Origin of the sequence: Sinorhizobium garamanticum (assembly GCF_029892065.1) — a bacterium.
GTDB classification, from domain to species: domain Bacteria; phylum Pseudomonadota; class Alphaproteobacteria; order Rhizobiales; family Rhizobiaceae; genus Sinorhizobium; species Sinorhizobium garamanticum.
Genome location: NZ_CP120374.1, coordinates 97,916 through 115,415, shown reverse-complemented (window position 1 = coordinate 115,415; position 17,500 = coordinate 97,916). Strand labels below are relative to the sequence as shown.

17 protein-coding genes are annotated in these 17,500 nt (G+C 63.3%); 4 read left to right on the top strand and 13 right to left on the bottom strand.

Going from position 1 to position 17,500, the window contains the following annotated elements; all coding sequences use genetic code 11:
• Positions 1-87 precede the first annotated feature (87 nt).
• The 5 genes from PZN02_RS20500 to PZN02_RS20480 form a co-directional block, all read right to left on the bottom strand.
• Positions 88-1,026, bottom strand: coding sequence for a GlxA family transcriptional regulator (locus PZN02_RS20500; RefSeq protein ID WP_280662516.1), 939 nt, complete (start codon positions 1,024-1,026; stop codon positions 88-90).
• Positions 1,027-1,231: 205 nt separating this feature from the next.
• Positions 1,232-2,035, bottom strand: coding sequence for an SDR family NAD(P)-dependent oxidoreductase (locus PZN02_RS20495; RefSeq protein WP_280662515.1), 804 nt, complete (start codon positions 2,033-2,035; stop codon positions 1,232-1,234).
• A 109-nt stretch (positions 2,036-2,144) separates the two neighbouring features.
• The gene (locus PZN02_RS20490; RefSeq protein ID WP_280662514.1) at positions 2,145-2,324 is read right to left on the bottom strand and encodes a hypothetical protein; all 180 of its coding nucleotides are present in this window, start codon (positions 2,322-2,324) and stop codon (positions 2,145-2,147) included.
• A gap of 136 nt (positions 2,325-2,460) precedes the next feature.
• Entirely contained in the window at positions 2,461-4,221 is a 1,761-nt protein-coding gene (locus PZN02_RS20485) for a cytochrome c biogenesis protein DipZ (protein ID WP_280663318.1), read from the bottom strand.
• A 194-nt stretch (positions 4,222-4,415) separates the two neighbouring features.
• Entirely contained in the window at positions 4,416-5,090 is a 675-nt protein-coding gene (locus PZN02_RS20480; RefSeq protein ID WP_280662513.1) for a type 1 glutamine amidotransferase domain-containing protein, read from the bottom strand.
• Between the two features lie 252 nt (positions 5,091-5,342).
• On the opposite strand from PZN02_RS20480, the gene PZN02_RS20475 reads away from it, so the two are divergent.
• The 3 genes from PZN02_RS20475 to PZN02_RS20465 all read left to right on the top strand — a co-directional run bounded on the left by PZN02_RS20475 (position 5,343) and on the right by PZN02_RS20465 (position 7,433).
• Positions 5,343-6,275, top strand: a complete 933-nt coding sequence (locus PZN02_RS20475) for a LysR family transcriptional regulator (RefSeq protein ID WP_280662512.1) — start codon at positions 5,343-5,345, stop codon at positions 6,273-6,275.
• Positions 6,276-6,418: 143 nt separating this feature from the next.
• Complete coding sequence (locus PZN02_RS20470; protein ID WP_280662511.1) at positions 6,419-7,132, top strand: SDR family NAD(P)-dependent oxidoreductase; 714 nt, start codon at positions 6,419-6,421, stop codon at positions 7,130-7,132.
• A 61-nt stretch (positions 7,133-7,193) separates the two neighbouring features.
• Entirely contained in the window at positions 7,194-7,433 is a 240-nt protein-coding gene (locus PZN02_RS20465) for a tautomerase family protein (RefSeq protein WP_280662510.1), read from the top strand.
• 228 nt (positions 7,434-7,661) lie between these two features.
• On the opposite strand, the gene PZN02_RS20460 is transcribed toward PZN02_RS20465, so the two are convergent.
• The 4 genes from PZN02_RS20460 to PZN02_RS20445 all read right to left on the bottom strand — a co-directional run bounded on the left by PZN02_RS20460 (position 7,662) and on the right by PZN02_RS20445 (position 12,875).
• Positions 7,662-8,429, bottom strand: a complete 768-nt coding sequence (locus PZN02_RS20460; RefSeq protein ID WP_280662509.1) for an SDR family oxidoreductase — start codon at positions 8,427-8,429, stop codon at positions 7,662-7,664.
• Entirely contained in the window at positions 8,410-9,660 is a 1,251-nt protein-coding gene (gene lhgO, locus PZN02_RS20455) for an L-2-hydroxyglutarate oxidase (protein ID WP_280662508.1), read from the bottom strand. Before lhgO ends, PZN02_RS20460 begins: the two co-directional genes overlap by 20 nt.
• Positions 9,661-9,797: 137 nt before the next feature.
• A complete protein-coding gene (locus tag PZN02_RS20450) occupies positions 9,798-11,633 on the bottom strand; it encodes an ABC transporter ATP-binding protein (RefSeq protein ID WP_280662507.1) in 1,836 nt (611 codons plus the stop codon).
• 42 nt (positions 11,634-11,675) lie between these two features.
• Positions 11,676-12,875: an aminotransferase class V-fold PLP-dependent enzyme gene (locus PZN02_RS20445; protein ID WP_280662506.1), complete on the bottom strand. Its 1,200-nt coding sequence runs from the start codon at positions 12,873-12,875 to the stop codon at positions 11,676-11,678.
• 184 nt (positions 12,876-13,059) lie between these two features.
• Here PZN02_RS20445 and PZN02_RS20440 point away from each other — a divergent pair, with 184 nt between their 5' ends.
• Complete coding sequence (locus PZN02_RS20440) at positions 13,060-13,872, top strand: IclR family transcriptional regulator (protein WP_280662505.1); 813 nt, start codon at positions 13,060-13,062, stop codon at positions 13,870-13,872.
• Between the two features lie 15 nt (positions 13,873-13,887).
• On the opposite strand, the gene PZN02_RS20435 is transcribed toward PZN02_RS20440, so the two are convergent.
• The 4 genes from PZN02_RS20435 to PZN02_RS20420 are packed head-to-tail and all read right to left on the bottom strand — an operon-like array spanning position 13,888 to position 17,444.
• Positions 13,888-14,403: a RidA family protein gene (locus tag PZN02_RS20435; protein WP_425336371.1), complete on the bottom strand. Its 516-nt coding sequence runs from the start codon at positions 14,401-14,403 to the stop codon at positions 13,888-13,890.
• A 21-nt stretch (positions 14,404-14,424) separates the two neighbouring features.
• A complete protein-coding gene (locus PZN02_RS20430) occupies positions 14,425-15,630 on the bottom strand; it encodes an amidohydrolase/deacetylase family metallohydrolase (RefSeq protein WP_280662504.1) in 1,206 nt (401 codons plus the stop codon).
• A gap of 3 nt (positions 15,631-15,633) precedes the next feature.
• Positions 15,634-16,503 carry an ABC transporter permease gene (locus PZN02_RS20425; protein ID WP_280662503.1) on the bottom strand — a complete coding sequence of 290 codons (870 nt, stop codon included), beginning with the start codon at positions 16,501-16,503 and terminating at the stop codon, positions 15,634-15,636.
• Positions 16,503-17,444, bottom strand: a complete 942-nt coding sequence (locus PZN02_RS20420; protein ID WP_280662502.1) for an ABC transporter permease — start codon at positions 17,442-17,444, stop codon at positions 16,503-16,505. The genes PZN02_RS20425 and PZN02_RS20420 overlap by 1 nt, the downstream gene beginning before the upstream one ends.
• Positions 17,445-17,500 lie beyond the last annotated feature (56 nt).

Here is a 17,500-nt window from a genome sequence, read left to right as displayed (position 1 = left end):
AGACACAGTGAGATACAATTTCATGCCGCTGCGTCGACACTTGCCGAGGCTGGCGACGCGCCTGATCGGGTGGCCGCTTGCCGCTCCCTATGCGCTCTCGCGTGCATTTCGCCGGATCGTTTGGGGCGGCTGGCCGAGCGTGCGAAGAAAGGCCCGGCGCATGCGGTCGCGATCGGCAAAGCCGGTCTCTTCGGCGATCACGTCCATGGAATGTCGGCCCTGCTCCATCATCAGCCGGGCCGCCTCCACGCGAAGGTTCTCCACGGCCTTGGCGGGCGACTGCCCGGTTTCGGCCCGAAACGCCCGGCTGAACTGGCGCGCGCTCAAACCGGCCGCATCCGCCAGCTCTTCCACCGACAGGACTCCGCGCAGATGCGACTTGGCGTAATCGATCGATCGCTGGATCCGGTCGGATTTCGGATCGAGTTCGAGCAATGCGGAGAACTGCGACTGGCCGCCGGCGCGCCGGTGGTAGACGACGAGCTTGCGGGCGACCGAGCGTGCGACGTCCTGGCCGTGGTCCTTCTCGATCATCGCCAACGCAAGATCGATGCTTGCCGTCATCCCGGCAGACGTCCACACGCTGCCGTCGACGATAAAGATGCGGTCCTCCTCGACCTTCACGGTCGGGAACCGCTCCTGGAACTGGCGTGCGAAGGCCCAGTGGGTGGTCGCCCGGCGCCCATCCAGCAGGCCGGCTTCCGCGAGGATGAAGGCGCCCGTGCATGGGGCAGCTACGCGCCGCGCCGTTTCGAGCGCGTGATGCGCGAACTCGATCAGCCCTGGGGTCATCGGCTCGATCGTCGAGCCGGCGCCGAACATGACCGTGTCGTAGGCGGCGTTATCGAAGGCTTTCGTGACGACACCGAAGCCGGCGGACGACGTGACCTCCCCGCCCCTTTCCGAAAGCAGCTCTATCTCGTAGGCCGGCTCTCCCAGCGCGATATTGGCCATCTCGAAGGCGGTCACTGCGGCGAAGCCCATGAGCTGGAATCTTGGAAAGACGACAAAGCCGATACGATGCATGGCGCAATTCCCTGGCCGGAATTGCTGTATATATGGCATTTGCGACATGGTATAAACCCTGCGCTGCGAAATGCGGAATGGCTTCACTGGTCCTCGACCAGCCCATCCGCGGCCGACAGGTCGGTTCCGGCCGGTCATCCATTCATCGATTGAGGCGGTACGCGCCCTACCAGGAGCGCATACCGTGTCGCCTGCATATGGACCGCTAGCCGACCAACGCTCGATATCGGGCGGCGGGGACGCTGAGTGAAAGGTTCGGCATGAGCTTCTGGCGAGCCGCCTCGTAGGCTTCCCAATCGGCGGCGTCCGGCAGTGATGGAATGGTGACGTGCTCGCCGAGATCGAAGCCGGCAAGAGCGGCGTCCACCATGTCCTCGGCGGGCATGACGATCTCACTTGGCACATGCTCCAATGGCGTTCCGGCAATGCCCCAGAAATCGGTCGCCGTCGCGCCAGGGAGTACGGCCTGGATGCGGATATTCTTTTCGGCAAGCTCCTTTTGAAGCGACAAGGTGAAAGCGAGCACGAAGGCCTTGCTGCCGCCGTAGACGCCGTTCAGCACTTCCGGAGCGATGCCGACGATCGAAGCGATGTTGATGATCGCACCGTTCCCGCGGGCAACGAAGCCAGGGACCGCCGCATAGGTCAGCCGCGTCAACGCGCTGACGTTCAGCGTGATCATCTCTTCCATCTTCTCGATATCGGAGTCGAGCAGCGGGGCGGTCGCGCCGATGCCGGCGTTATTGACCAGCATGGTGATGCTGGCGTCGGTCTGAAGGATCTGCCCGATACGGTGGAGATCGGCCTTTTTGCCGAGATCCGCGGTGACCACTTCGACGGTGCGGCCGGTATCGTCGGCAAGGCGCCTGGCCAGTTCGTCGAGGCGGGCCTGGTTGCGGGCGACCAGGATCAAGTCATATCCCTTGCGCGCAAGGCGATCGGCATAGATCGCACCAATGCCCGAGGATGCGCCGGTGATAAGAGCGGTACCTTTCGAATGCTGGGTCATGACGGCTCCTTTCCGTTGGATTTGGAGCCTGATAGTAGGCCGAAACGGCCATGGCTCAAATGTCATATATCCGGCATTTTAGGACATCCGCTCTATGCCGGCACGTCCTTTATCGTTCGAGCGCCCCAAAGGCAGGCGTAGGCCCTTCCGGCAGCGAACCCGCGCCAGGCCAAGGCGGCGGTCCACCGAAGAGCGCCGAGATTGCTGACGGCTCCCGCGGATCGGAATCCCAGGCACAGGGTGCGGCAGCGAGTGCGAGGATGGCAACGGCCAGAACAAAAAAGCGCATTTTTGAACTCTCCTTCCGGGTTCTTGTGGTGCTCGCGAGGATCCGGGCGGCTCGGCCGAGGCGAGCGAGGGCGAGCTCGACCGGGTGCGGCCGGGAACCGACTGGGCCGCAACCCTTGCTGCCTGAGGTTGCCCGCTCATCCAAATGTGAAGACAAATGCTTCCACGCCCGGATCTAGGAAGCGGATCTCGAACGTCCGCTCCCGCACCTCTCCCGATTGGCGAACCAGTTGGTAGAGCCGCGTTTCCGAAACAGCGCCGTTGCCATCGCGATCGATATCTGCACCGTGATCCGGACCCGGTGCGACGCCATCGACTTTTACCTGAAAGCGTACCTTCCTGCCACCGGCCCCTGGTCCGAGAACGAGATGCAGGTCGCGGGCGCTGAACTTGTAGGTGATGCCGCCGCCGGCGCGATTGAGTGTCGCCTGCTCGGGCCCTACCGTCCAGTTGCCGGCGAGGCCCCACTGGTTGAGGCGTGGCTTTCCGCTCGTATAGTCGCGTGGCTCATCGGCGGCGACACCTTCGGGCGATACGAAGTTCGCGGCGCGCATGTAGCCGACATAGTCCTCTCCGGACTGGAGGTTGGCGAAATCGGGGGCCGCCTCGGCGCCTTTCACCTCCGGCCTCACAAGACCGCTGCCCGCCCGGCGGTCACCCGCCGCTTCCGCCAGCAGGTCCTGTATGACGCGCTCCGACTGCTCATAGTCGCCTTCCCCGAAGTGGTGATGCCTGATCTGACCCTTGGCATCGATGAAATAGTGCGCCGGCCAGTAGCTGTTCCCAAAGGCGCGCCAGATGGCGAAGTCGTTGTCGATCGCAACGGGATAGCCGATCTTGAAATCCCGGACCGCCCGCTTGACGTTGTCGATGCTCTTCTCGAAGGCGAATTCAGGTGCATGCACGCCGATAACCACCAGGCCCTGATCCCGGTACTTCTCCGCCCAGGCGCGAACATAGGGGATCGTGCGAATGCAGTTGATGCAGGAGTAGGTCCAAAAATCGATGAGCACGACCTTGCCGCGCAGCGCTTCCACTGTCAGCGGCTTGGAATTCAGCCACTCTACGGCGCCGTCGAGCGGAGGAAGAATACCCTCCACCGGCAAGCTGCTTCGATAGGTCTGCTGCTGGCGATCCGCGGGCGATGCGGCACGATCGACGGTCGTCGCTCCGGAGGCGTCGGCACGCAGACGGTTGAGGAGCGCTTGCTCAAGGTTCGTCGTGCCCGCATAAGACAGGCGTGCCAGAAGCCCGGTGTCGAGGCCGAGCGCAATTGCCGCGACGCCGGCGAGCACGGTGATGCCGAGCCCCTGCCTCAGACGTTCGCCGAGACCGAGCGACCGCTTCATCGCCGCGAACACCCTTCCGCCGGCGAGTACAGCGAGGGCGAGCGAGGTGGCCGCGCCCGCCGCGTAGGCCGTCAGCAGAAGAGTCGTCTCGACATTGGCGCCATGGAGCGCGGCACCGGTCAGGACCAGCCCCAGGATCGGACCGGCGCAGGGCGCCCATAGAAGCCCGGTTGCGACACCAAGGAGCAGAGATGCTCCAACGCTCGCCTTTTGCCCCACCGTCCGTTGCGAAAGGCGATTGCCGAGCGCGACTGCCGGTCGGGTGACGATCGCCGCCAGTTGCGGCGAGAGCAGCATTACGCCGAAGACCGCGAGCACCGCTATTGCCGCATATCGGCCGGCCTCATTCGCCTGGACGGCCCAGTCCCCGCCAATCGCGGCGAGCGTCGCCACGCCCGCGAAAGTGACGACCTTTCCGATGAGCATCGGAAGAATGCTCCGCGCGAATGGCTGGCCGGCTCTGGAAAACACGAAGGGCAAAACCGGGAGGATGCAGGGGCTGACAATCGTCAGCACACCTGCGAGGTAAGCTATCGTGAAAAGGATCATCATCGTCCCTCTGCAATGGACCAAGGCCTTATCCGGCGTCGGTCGCGCTTGACACGCGCAGCAAGGGACCAGAGCGAAGTATCCGGCTTGTGTCCTCTCTCAAGCGGATGTGTATCAAAATGCAGCAGGAGGTCCCGCGGAACCTCCTGCACCCGCAAAAAATGCAGCCGGCGAACAGCCCGCGCCAGAAACGGCTACTGCAGAAGCTTCAGCAGTTCCTTGGCGGCCGATGTCGACGAAGACGGGTTTTGGCCGGTAATCAGCCGCCCGTCCACGACGGTGAAATCAGCCCAATCGGCGGCCTTTTCGTAGCGCCCGCCCAGACGTTTCAGCTCGTCTTCGACAAGGAACGGCACAACGTCGGTCAGCTGCACCGCTTCCTCCTCGGAGTTGGTGAAGCCGGTGACGCGCTTTCCCTTGACGATAGGCTGTCCCTGATAGGTTACCTTGTGCAGGACAGCCGGGCCATGACAAACGGCCGCGACCGGCTTGCCGGCGTTGTAGAAATCCTCGATCAAGGTGATCGAGTTCTTGTCGTCGGCGAGATCCCACAGCGGGCCGTGGCCACCCGGATAGAAGATCGCGTCGAAGCCATCCGCTTTGACCTCGCCGAGCTTTATTGTAGTTGCCAGCGCCTTCTGCGCCGCCGGATCTTTCTTGAAGCGCTCCATCGCCTCGGTCTGGTTGCCCGGCTCGTCGCTCTTGGGATCGATCGGTGGCTGGCCGCCCTTTGGCGAAGCAAGTGTGATCTCCGCGCCGGCGTCCTTGAAAACATAATAGGGTGCCGCGAACTCCTCGAGCCAGAAACCGGTCGGCTTGCCGGTGTTCCCGAGCTGGTCATGCGAAGTCAAAACCATCAAGATTTTCATCGTCATTCTCCCTCTTTTGAGGCGCCCAAACGTGGATCGCCGGGATAATTCTCGAACTCGGGGCTTCGTACTGTCAGGGAGCTCGTCCATGACCACACGGGCACAGACATCCTAGCTACGCAGCCTATTCTTCGTACTTGGCCGGATATTGGCCGGTTGCAGCGGCTTCCTCTGCATAATATTTGCTTCTTGCCGCCTTCGCGGGAATACTTGGTGCACGACAGTCACTCTCCCGCGAAACGGCAGAATAAGATGGATCGCATCGATGCAATGAAAGTGTTCATCACCGCGATCGACGAGGGCAGTCTCGCGGGGGCCGCTCGCCGGCTGAAGCGATCGCCAACGGCGGTCAGCCGGGCGCTGAGCTTCCTGGAAGCCCATGTCGGTGTCGAGCTCTTGCATCGCACGACCCGCACGCTCAAGTTGAGCGAGGCCGGGCAACGCTACGCGGCCGCCTGTCGGCGGGTGCTCACCGACCTCGAGGAAGCCGACATGCTCGCAGGAGGAGAGCGCTCCGCGCCCCGTGGGATGTTGACGATTTCGGCGCCACCGATCCTCGGTGAAGAGATGCTTCGCCCCATTCTCGATGATTTCCTCGACCTCTACCCCGCCGTGTCGGCCCAGCTTCTTCTTCTCGATCGGCTCGTCAACCTAGTGGACGAAGGAGTCGATATCGCCTTGCGCATAGGCCATCTGCCGGATTCGTCACTCATCTCCACCCGGCTCGGCGGCGACGTCCGGCGCGTCGTGGTCGCCTCGCCTCGATACCTCGCCAATCATCCCCGCATCGATGAACCGGCGGACCTCGCCAAGCATCAGATCGTAGCATTCACCAATTTCGGTCTTGAGTCCTGGAGCTTTACGCCCGCCAAGGGCTCGTCCATTCCCCGAACGGTCCAGTTCACGCCAAGATGCATCGTCAATAGCGTGCGGGCTGCAGCCGCTTCAGCGGCCGCGGGCCACGGCCTGACCCGGCTCTATTCCTACCATGTCGCGGAGTATGTGAGAGACGGGCGCCTCAGGATCGTGCTCGCCGACGCCGAGCATCCGCCCCTGCCGGCGCATATGCTCGCACCTCAAGGCCGCATGTCCGTGCCGAAGGTCCGTGCCTTTGTCAACTTCGCCGCGCCGCGTCTGCGCTCCGAATTTGCTCGCCTGGCGGCAGAAGCGGGTACGCTCCGCTGATTATGCCGTTTTACGGATGAGTGTCCGTCAAACGCCGGCAATTCTCCCAACGAACGGACAGATCTAACTTCAATTGCACCAAAGCCGAGGGCGGAGGGCGGACGCAGGGAAGCGGCCGCTGCAATCGAAAAAGGATCATGACCATGGCTACCGAACAGAAAGTCGTCATCATCACCGGCGCGTCACAAGGCATCGGCGCGGGACTGGTTCGCGCCTACCGCGACCGGAATTACCGCGTCGTCGCCACTTCCCGGTCGATCAAGCCGAGCGCCGACCCGGATATTCACACGGTCGCCGGCGATATCAGCAAGCCGGAGACCGCGGAGCGGATCGTGCGAGAAGCGCTCGAGCGCTACGGCCGCATTGACTCGCTGGTTAACAATGCAGGCGTCTTCCTCGCCAAGCCGTTCGTCGAAATGTCCGAGGAGGACTACGAGCATAACCTCGGCGTGAACGTGGCCGGCTTCTTCCACATCACCCGGCGCGCCGCCGCAGAGATGCTGAAGCAGGGCTCGGGCCACATCGTCAGCATCACCACCAGCCTGGTCGACCAGCCGATGGTCGGCATGCCGTCCGCCCTTGCCTCCCTGACCAAGGGTGGCCTGAACGCGGTGACCCGGTCGCTGGCGATGGAGTTCTCGAAGAGCGGCATTCGCGTCAACGCGGTCTCCCCGGGGATCATCAAGACTCCCATGCATGCGCCCGAGACGCACTCGGCGCTGGCCGGACTGCACCCGGTCGGCCGCCTGGGCGATATCCGCGACATCGTCGACGCCGTTCTTTACCTGGAGACCGCGGGTTTCGTCACCGGCGAGATCCTCCACGTCGACGGCGGCCAGAACGCCGGACGCTGGTAACCAGCACAGCAAGGAGCGGCCGCGGTTCAAGACGCAAACAATTCCCGCAAAGGAGACTGCAATGCCGATAGTCACCGTACAGGTTACCCGCGAGGGAAGCGCACCAGGCCGCAATTCGGTCACCGCCGAAGAAAAGGCCGAGATCATCAAGGGCGTCAGCGAGGTGCTGCTCAACGTTCTGAACAAGCCGCTCGAATCCACCTATGTCGTGATCGAGGAAGTCGATCTCGACAATTGGGGTTGGGGCGGCCTTCCCACGGTTCAATACCGCCAACAACGGGCCGCAGAGACAAAGTCCTAAAACCGCCAACCTAGGCGTTTGCCGCCTGCCGGTGCGCCCCGCAGGCGGCAAGCCATTCTACACAGGCGAAAAAGCGACTGGCTTGGGAAGGAGGTTGAACATAGCAACGATCCTCGAGAGCAGTGCTTTTCGAAAACTCGGGCTGAAGCATCCCCTCATTGTCGCGCCTATGGCAGGCGGTTCGTCGACGAGCTTGCCCATCGCCTGTCTGGCTTGCGAACCCGATGGTCACAGGGAGGTCGTAATCCCGCCGTCGACGTAAAGCGTGTGTCCATTGACAAAGGATGATGCATTGCTGGCGAGGAAGACGGCCGCGCCGACGAGTTCATCGACATCGCCCCAGCGCGCCGCCGGTGTCCGCTTTTCCAGCCACGAAGAAAATTCCTCGCTGTCGACAAGTGCCTGGTTCAACGGCGTCTTGAAATAGCCCGGCGCAATAGCGTTCACCTGCAAGCCATGCTTCGCCCAGTCGGCACACATGCCGCGCGTCAGGTTTTTCACGGCACCCTTGGTCGCCGTATAGGGGGCGATGCCCGGGCGCGCGAGCTCGCTCTGCGCCGAGGCGATGTTAATGATCTTGCCCGCTCCGCGCTTAATCATATGCCGGGCGACCGCCTGACCGACGTAGAAGACGCTGGAGACATTTACCTTCAGCAATTGTTCCCAGCGCTCAGCCGGGAAGTCCTCGAGCGAAGTGCGAAACTGCATGCCGGCATTGTTGACCAGGATGTCGATCGGCCCGATATCCCGCTCGATCGCGTCGACGCCGTTCCTGACTGCATCGTGCTCAGTGACGTCGAAGGCCGAAACCGACACCTCATGTCCGGAGCCCCGCAGCACTGTGGCGGCGCTTTCCAGTTTCGAGCGGTCCCGGCCATTGAGCACGATCGCGGCACCATGCTCGGCGAGACCGCGCGCCAGCGCATAGCCGATGCCCTGCGACGAGCCGGTGACAAGGGCACGCCTGCCTGTGAGGTCAAAAAGCGGAAAAGCCATAGCTTTGTTCTCCTGCGCCATCGCGACTAACTGCCCCGGCTTGCGACAGCCGGTCAACGATCATGTCCGCGATCGGCAAGGCCGAGGTTGCTGCTGGCGACGGGGCATTGCAGACATGCAGCATGCGCTGGGTCTCGAGGAAGATGAAGTCCTGGGCCAAGGAGCCGTCACGCCCGACGGCTTGGGCCCTGATGCCGGGCTGCATCGGCTGCAGGTCCTCCAGGCGCAGGGAGGGGCAGTATTTCTGGCACGCGCGGAGGTAACGGGTCTTGAAGACGGAATCCATCATCTCCTGCGCGCCGGATCTCCAGTTCTTGGCGATGGTGCGCCAGAAACCGGGAAAGCTTGCATAGGAAAGCACGTCCCGCGGCGAAACAGAGCCCTTGCGGTATCCTTCACGGGCAAAGCCCAAAACCGCATTTGGGCCGACAGTCAACCTTCCGTCGATCATCGGGGTGAGGTGAATGCCCAGGAAGGGAAGTCCGGGATCTGGCACCGGGTAAATCATGGCGCGCACCAGCCCCTGTTTCTCGGGCGCCACCTGATAGTATTCGCCCCTGAATGGCACGATCTTATGCGCCGGGCGCAATCCGGCGAGGCGAGCGAGTCTGTCAGATTGCAGCCCGGCACAGGCAACAACGCGCCCCGCGGTGAGTGTGCGCCCTTTGAGGCCGATCTCGACCGCGTTGGCGCACTCCTTGAGGCGCTCGACAGAACTGCCGAGCAGCAGCGTGCCGCCCCTATTCACGAAATCATCGGCCAGCTTGCGCAGCACCAGCCCGTAGTCGACGATGGCGGCGGCGGGAACAAAGAGGGCCTTCGTTCCGGCGATATAAGGCTCGCGCTCGGAAATTTCGGCCTTTGAAAGACTTTCGGCGACAATCCCGTTGACCTTAGCGCGCTCGGCGAGCGCGTCGAGCCGCTGCTCTTCGAGAGGAGAGGTCGCGACGATCAACTTGCCGCGCTGCTCGCAGGGGATGTTTTGCTCGCTGCAAAATGCCTTCGTCCGGCGTTCTCCCTCGGCACACAGGCGCGCTTTGAGACTGCCTGGGGCATAGTAGATTCCGGAGTGGATCACGCCACTGTTGCGGCCGGTCTGATGCAGGCCGAGCGAGGCTTCCTTTTCGACAAGCACGACGCCCGCGGCGGGATAGCGCAGCAGCAGCGCCCGCGCCGTTGCGACACCAACGATTCCTCCTCCAATCACACAGTAATCGTACTGAACCGACATTGATGTCGTTGCCCCTGTTCCCACCTCAGGCGTTGCCGCCCGCTTCAGACGTGATCACATCCCCGACTGAGTATGGTCATCTGGGAAATGGACGCAATCACATGCTGGATCGGGATAATACCAGAGGCCCGGTACGGCTAGATCTGGACGAAATGATCCAGCGCGACCTGGTGATAGCGCCGCACCTCTGGAACGTAGTCGGGCGCTCGCAACGGGCTCTTCAGCTCGTCGCTCGCGACGTTTCGACGCCTATGACGACGGGCCGGATCGGCGATCGGTACGGCAGCCATAAGCTTCTTCGTATAGGGATGCTGCGGGTTCTCGAAGACCTGGGCGCGTGGGCCGATCTCGACGATCTCGCCGAGATACATGACCGCAACCCGATGGCTGACGCGTTCGACGACCGCCATGTCGTGGGAGATGAAGAGATAGGCAAGCCCAAGGCTCGCCTGCAGCTCGAGCAGAAGATTGATGACCTGTGCCTTAATCGACACGTCCAGAGCAGACACGGACTCGTCGGCGACGATGACCTTGGGATCGAGCGCCAGAGCGCGGGCGATGCAGACGCGTTGGCGCTGGCCGCCGGAAAACTCGTGTGGGTAGCGTGATGCCATGTCCGGCTGAAGCCCGACGCGCTCGAGCAGGTCGACGACCTTTTCGCGGGCCTGTTTCGGGGAGCCGAGCTTGTGTTCCAAATAGGGCTCGGCAATCGCAGCGCCGACGGTCATGCGCGGGTTGAGGCTGGCGAAGGGGTCCTGGAAAATCATCTGCATGGTCCGACGCATTTCGCGGAGCGCCTTGCGGTCCATGGCGAGCACGTCCTTGCCGTCGAGCATGACGGAACCGCTCTGCGGCTCGATCAGGCGCATGATCGCTCGCCCCGTCGTCGACTTGCCACAGCCGGATTCGCCGACGAGCGAAAGCGTCTCCCCCTGCTTAAGGCTGAAGGAAACATTCTCGATCGCATGCACCCTGCCCTGCAGCTTGCCGAGCAGGCCGGCGTGGACGTCGAAGCGCTTGACGAGGTTCGTCACCTCCAGGATTGGTCTTTGATCCGTCGCAACGGTGTTGGCGCCCTGTGTGGGCACATCCGGCAGGCCGGTGGCGCTGTCGACCATAGGAAAACGCAGTGGCTGCGCCTCGCCCTTCATCGAGCCCAGCATCGGCACGGCGGAAAGCAGCGCCCTGGTATAGGCATGTTTGGGGCGAAGGAAGATATCCTCCGTCTTGCCGGTCTCGACCGCGTCGCCGCGATACATGACGACCGTGCGGTCGGCAATCTCGGCGACGACACCCATGTCGTGGGTGATGAAGAGCACGGACGTCCCCTCCTCTTCCTGCAGCACCTTGATCAGGTCGAGGATCTGCCCCTGGATGGTCACGTCGAGGGCGGTGGTCGGCTCGTCGGCGATCAACAGCTTCGGCCGGCTCGCCAATGCCATGGCGATCATCACGCGCTGGCGCATGCCACCGGAGAGACGATGCGGATATTCGTCGAAACGCGAGGCTGCCGAGGGAATGCGCACCTTGTCGAGAAGCCGGATGGTCTCGGCCCTGCCCTCGGCTTTCGTCATCGACCGGTGACACAGGAGCGCCTCGGAGATCTGATCGCCGATCGTGAACAGCGGGTTGAGGCTGGTCATCGGCTCCTGGAAGATCATCGCGACGTCATTGCCGCGGACCTTGCGCATCGCGCTTTCGGGAAGGTCTAGGATGTTGCGCCCACCGAGGATCACACGCCCCTCGGTGCGGCTCGTGTCCGTCTGCAACAGGCGCATAATCGACAGCGACGTGACGCTCTTGCCCGAGCCCGACTCGCCGACGATGGCGACCGTCTCGCCGGGCGCCACCGAAAAGGAAATGTCGCGCACCACCGGCTTCCAGGCGCCGCCGACAAGAAACGAGGTCGTCAGGTTCTCGACAGAAAGAACGGGCGCCGTCTGGCGGACAGTCTGCGTGTCGGAGTGGGCCATGTCTAACATCCCTTAAGGTTCTGCTCGGTGGTCGCGTACGCTTCAATCGGGCCAACGCTTGAGGCTTGCGAAGCGACGTGCGTTACGCTCGGCAAGCGGCGTGGCGATGATCTCATTCGAATTCCTCGCCTTGGTGAGCTCGGCGGCGAGCCGCTCGGCGACAAGCGTCTCCTGTCCCGGATGCAGGTTGCAGGGGTCGAGGTAGAAATAGTTGTGCTCGACCTCGTGGTCGCGCACGATCACCGGTGGCGTGCCACGGGCGAGCGCATCCGCCAGATCCCAGGCGGTGATATGGGCCTCCTCAGGCGTGATGTTCACACGCAAACGGTCGAGCGGGTTGCCGGTCGGGTCAGGCTCGATCACCGGCTTGACCCCGGGGCGGCCCTCGAGCGTGTCCCGCCAGAGGTGGAGGTAGCTGGTTTCGCATGCGCGGATGCCGGCGTGGTCGCGCTTCTCCCAGGCTTCAAGCGCCGCCATGACGCCAAGCATGCTTTCCTTGCCTACCTTCATGCCGCGGCCAATGCCGAGGTTTTGCAGGAAGGCGTTGCGCACCAGTGCCTTCGAGCCGGCGATGATGCCCGAGGTCGGACCGCCCAGGAACTTGTGGCCGGAATAGAGCGCGATATCCGCGCCGGCCGCGAGGAAGCCCCTGAGATCATATTCGGAGGCCGCGTCGACGATAACCGGCACGCCCTTGGCATGGCAGACTTCCGCAAATTCGCTGAGGCCCACCAGACCGTATTGCACGACGTGGTGGGAGACGACGTAGACAGCGGCGGCGGTGCGCTCGTTGATCGCCCCTTCGATGTGGTAGCGATGGGTCGAGGTCGCCTGGCCGACGAGTATGGGCCTGGCGCCGGCGAGGCGGATCGCCTGGTCCACCGGCGCACCATAGCTGACCACGTGGCCCATCTGGATGATGACTTCGTTCTTGAGCCCTGCCGTATCCGGCAGGCGTTCGATCGCGGCGATGTCGTCGCCCGTCATTGCGCCGGCGACGGCGAGGCTGATGCCGGCAGAGCAGGACGCGGTGACGAAGCCCGCCTCACCGCCCGTCAGTCGCGCGATCACGGGACTTACCTTGCGTTGCAGGTCGTTGATCTCCACGAATTGCGGCAGTATGGCTGTCATCGCCGCGATCGCTTCCGGAACCACGATCGATGCGCCAAGGCTTGTCATTGTGCCGGATACGTTGATTACGGGACGAAGTCCGAGGGCATCGCGGATGTCGCGGTCAGGCATAGTGGTCTCCATCAGATTTTCTCGCATGCGAGGCAGTATTCCGTTTTTGCGGAATATCTACCATAATAATGCTAAGTGAGCGACGGCTCCGCCCCTGCTGCGTCGACATTCCAACGTCCTCGGCAAACGGAGCGTCCGCTTTGTGCACATCGAGGCGCATCTGGCGCAGTACGGGAGCAAAGACGTGGACAGCAACGCGATTGAAGCCGAAGTCGATGCAGGGCCGAGTGGCAAGGCGCGCCGCTCGCGCGTGAGCGGCATGGACCGGGCGCTGCAAGTGCTCGACTTCCTGTACGAAACCGGTTCGCCGAGCGGCGTCTATGCGATCGCCAAGGCTGTCGGCGCACCGCTTTCCACCATCTACGTGACCGTCGATGACATGGTGGAGAAAAACCTGCTCAGCCGCGACGCGGACGGGTCGGTCTGGCTCGGCGACCGTCTTTACCACTATGGCCTCGCCTATGCCCGTTCGCTCGATTTCCTGGGTGTCGCTACACGCGAGATGCACGATCTCGGTCGCGAGGTTTCCGAAACCATCCAGCTCTGCGGCCGCGACGGCGACTACATGCAGGTCCTCGCCATGGCCGACGGCCCGGGTCATTTCCAGGTCACGTCGCGCGTCGGCACGCGTGTGCCGCTCAACTGGACCGCATCGGGGCGGCTGTTGGTCGGGCATCTTCCGGCTGACGAGCGGCTCGAACTCTTTCGCCGCTGCGCCCGCTCCTCGCCGACCGGCCGTGCCGACATCGACCCCGCGACCCTTTCGGCACAGGCGGAAAGCGCGCTTGCGGCAAAGCTCTCCATCCAGGCGGGCGAATCCGATTATGCCGTTGCCTGCGTCGCCGCGCCGATCCTCGACGACAAGGGAAGTTGCGTCGCGACCATCTCCATTGTCCTGCCCGAACAGAAGGTCCTCGACGACCGGGATTACTACGCCCGCCGCGTCCAGGTTTCCGCCGAGCGGATCGAGAAGATGATGGGCTGGCGCAGCCATTGATCGCCTCCTTCGCTGTCAGTCGTGAAGCGCGACGATCGCTTCGATCTCGACGGTGATGTTTCCGGGCAGAGACCCGAAACCGACCGCCGAGCGCGCATGCTGGCCCGCCTCGCCGAAAACGTCGATCATCAGGTCCGAGCAGCCGTTGATCACCCGTGGGTGTTCGCGAAATTCCGGCACGGCGTTCACCATGCCGAGGATCTTGACGATGCGCTTGACCCGGCCGAGATCGCCGAGCGCATCGTGCATCACCGCAAGCAGGTTGATACCCGTCAGCCGGGCATGGTCGTAGGCGCATTCGACATCCACTTCGGCGCCGACCTTGCCGGAATGCAGGTGGCCGTTGACCTCGCGCGGGCCCTGGCCGGAAAGGTAGAGGATGTTGCCTTCCCGGACATGCGTCACGAAATTGGCGATCGGCGGCGGCGCCGGCGGAAGATCGATGCCGAGGACGGCCAGGCGCTCATAGGGTGAGGCCGGCGCATGATCCGCTTTCTTCTGGTCCAAGCTATTCACGCGAATTCCTGTCAGGTTTCTGTTCTTCTGTCTGCTTCAACGGTAGCTGAAGCCGTGGCTATGGTCGGGGCATTCGGCATGCTGCGGCTGATAGCGGTTGGCCGCGACCATGTGGCTGCCGATCACGGCAAAGCGCGGTTCGAAAAGGCGGCTGAGATGGGCCTCGGCGCCGAGCGAGTCGAAGACCTTCAGATCGGAATCGACCAGGTCGAAAATGGTGAAGTCCGCGCGGGCGCCGACCCCCAGCAGGTCGTCCATTGGCAGGCGGATGACCGAGGCCGGCGCATGGGTCACCGCCTCGACGACCTTTTCGAAGGGCATGCCGACGCTCAGGAGCTTCGACATAGTCGTGCCAAGGTCCCACACCGACTGGTTCATGCTGCGCAGATGCACGTCGGTGGAGATCGAGAAGGGCATGAGGCCGCGCGCGATTGCGACCTCGGCAACCCGGAAGGAGAACGAGGCGCCGCCGTGGCCGATGTCGAGGCGGATGCCTTCACCGGCGCAGCGTTCGGCGAGCGCAAACAGATCCTCGTCCTCGATGATGCTGCTGCCGGCCTTGCCGTTGAAGCAGTGCGTGACGATGTCACCAGGTCCGAGGATTTCGAGCACTTCGTCGTAAAGCGCCGGCGGCTCGCCGACATGCACCATCATCGGGACCTTCAGGATCTTGGCGATCTTCTTGCCGAGCTTGACCGGTGTCACGCCCCAGGAGCCGGTGATGACGTGGCTCGCGCGAACCTTGAGCCCGACGATGTGCTCGCGGTTCGCCTCGTAGCAGGTGATGATGCGGTCGATGTCGATCGAGCGGATGTCGCTGAGCTCGCTCACGCGGTTGCAGGCGACGAGACCAATGGAGCCCAGATTGAGGAACGCCTTGATGCGCTCGCGCGACGGCTCGATGATGTATTCGCGGAAGCCGTGGAAGTTCGCCTCACCCGCCGAGCCGGCATCGACGATCGTCGTGACGCCGCGCTCCAGGCCGCAGACCTCAGGGCGCACGGAAATGTCGGTGCCGCCGTGCCAGATATGGGCATGGAGGTCGATCCAGCCGGGCGAGATCCAGGCGCCCTTGCCGTCGATACGGCGCGCGCCTTCCGGGACGGAAAGGCCTTTTCCGACAGCGGCGATCTTCCCATCGGCGCCGACGAGGATGTCGATCGTTTCGGCGGGCGCCGGCGCGGCGAAGGCGATGGGTTTGACATTGCTGATGAGAATGGGCTCAGCGGTACCGTTTGGCATGGATCAGAGGTCCTTTCTGAGGCGGGGGTCGAGCAGGTCACGCAGACCATCGCCCACCATCTGGAGGGACAGGACCGAGAGCACGATGGCGATGCCGGGAAACAGCGTCACCCAGTCGGCCTGTCCGATATATTGACGGCCCGCGGCAATCATCGTGCCCCAGGTCGGGATTTCAGGGCTGACGCCGACGCCAAGGAAAGAGAGTCCGGCTTCGGCGAGCATGGCGTGGGCGAAGAGGAAAGTGCCCTGCACAAGGATCGGCGAGACAAGATTGCGCAGCACGTGCCGCGTCATGATGTGCGGCGTCGAGATGCCGAGCGCGCGAGCCGCTTCGATATAGGGCAGTTCGCGTATCACCAGCGTGGAAGCGCGCACCACACGCGCGAGCCTCGGTGCATAGACGACACTCAAGGCGACAATCACAGTCGTCAGCGACGGGCCGAGAGCGGCGACGAGCGCGATCGCGAGCAGGATGTCCGGAAAGGCCATCATGGCGTCGATCAGCCGGGCGATCGGCGTGTCGAGCCGGGGGAAAAAGCCGGCGATGAGCCCCATGACCACGCCGATCACGGCTGCAAGCGCCACCACGGCGGCGCCGACGAGAAGCGAAAGCCGACCGGCATAGATCGTGCGCGAGAACACGTCGCGGCCGAACTCGTCCGTGCCGAAGAACCACTGCAGGCTTGGCGGCGACAGTCGGTTGACGATCGAGAGCTTGCCGGGGGCATAAGGCGCGACGATCGGCGCGACGATGGCGAGCAGCACGAAGACCGTGAGAACGACAAGCCCGAAGGCGACTGTCTTGCGCCTGAAGAGGCGCCGCAGGAATTTCCGGCCTTCGCTCGGTACGGGGTTTGATACGGTGGCAGACATCAGTAGCGCACCCTTGGGTCGACGAGGAGATAGAGCATGTCGATCACAAAATTGATGAGCACGTAGAGTGCAGCGATCACCAGCAGCGCGCCCTGGATCACCGGATAGTCGCGCCGCAGCACCGCGGAGACGACGAGATTGCCGACGCCCGGCAGGCCGAAGACGGTCTCGGTGACGACGGCGCCGGAGATCAGTACCGCTGCAGTGAGCCCGACGATGGTGAGGATCGGTATCAGCGCGTTCTTCAGCGCGTGCTTCATCACCACGCGCCGTTCGCCAAGGCCCTTGGCACGGGCGGTGCGGATGAAATCGTCGCCGAGCACGTCGAGCATCGAGGCGCGGGTGAAGCGCAGAATGAGTGCCGAGGAGACGACGCCGAGCGCGATCGCCGGCAGTGTCAGGTGATACATGCGCTCCAGGAACGAGGAGCCGGGTCCGCCATAGCCCGAGACCGGGAACCAGCCGAGCCGCACGGCGAGGACCTGGATGAGGATGAGACCGAGCCAGAAGCTCGGCACGCTTGCGGCAAGCATAGCCAGCGTCGTCGCCGCCTGGTCCACGAGCGAGCCGCGCCGATAGGCGGCATAAATGCCGATCGGCAGCGCGATGGCGCTCGCGATCAGGATCGAGAACAGCGTGAGGAAGAAAGTCGGCTCGGCCCGTTGGGCGAGCGCCGACGTCACCGGCTGGTTGAGAAAGATCGACTGGCCGAGATCACCCTGGAGGAGTTGGCCTATGTAATAGACATATTGCAGGGCCAGCGACCGGTCGAGGCCGAGGCGGCTGCGCAGCGCGGCAATGTCTTCCTGGGTGGCTTCCGGCCCGAGCATCACGGCGGCCGGGTCGCCCGGCGTCACGCGCACGATGACGAACACGATCGTGACGACAAGCGCCATGACGACGATCATGCCGAAAAGGCGCTGAAGGATGTAGCGTATCATGGTGACCTCGAACTCCTCTCAGGCACGCAGCACCTTCCGGCGAGCGTGAAGCTCGC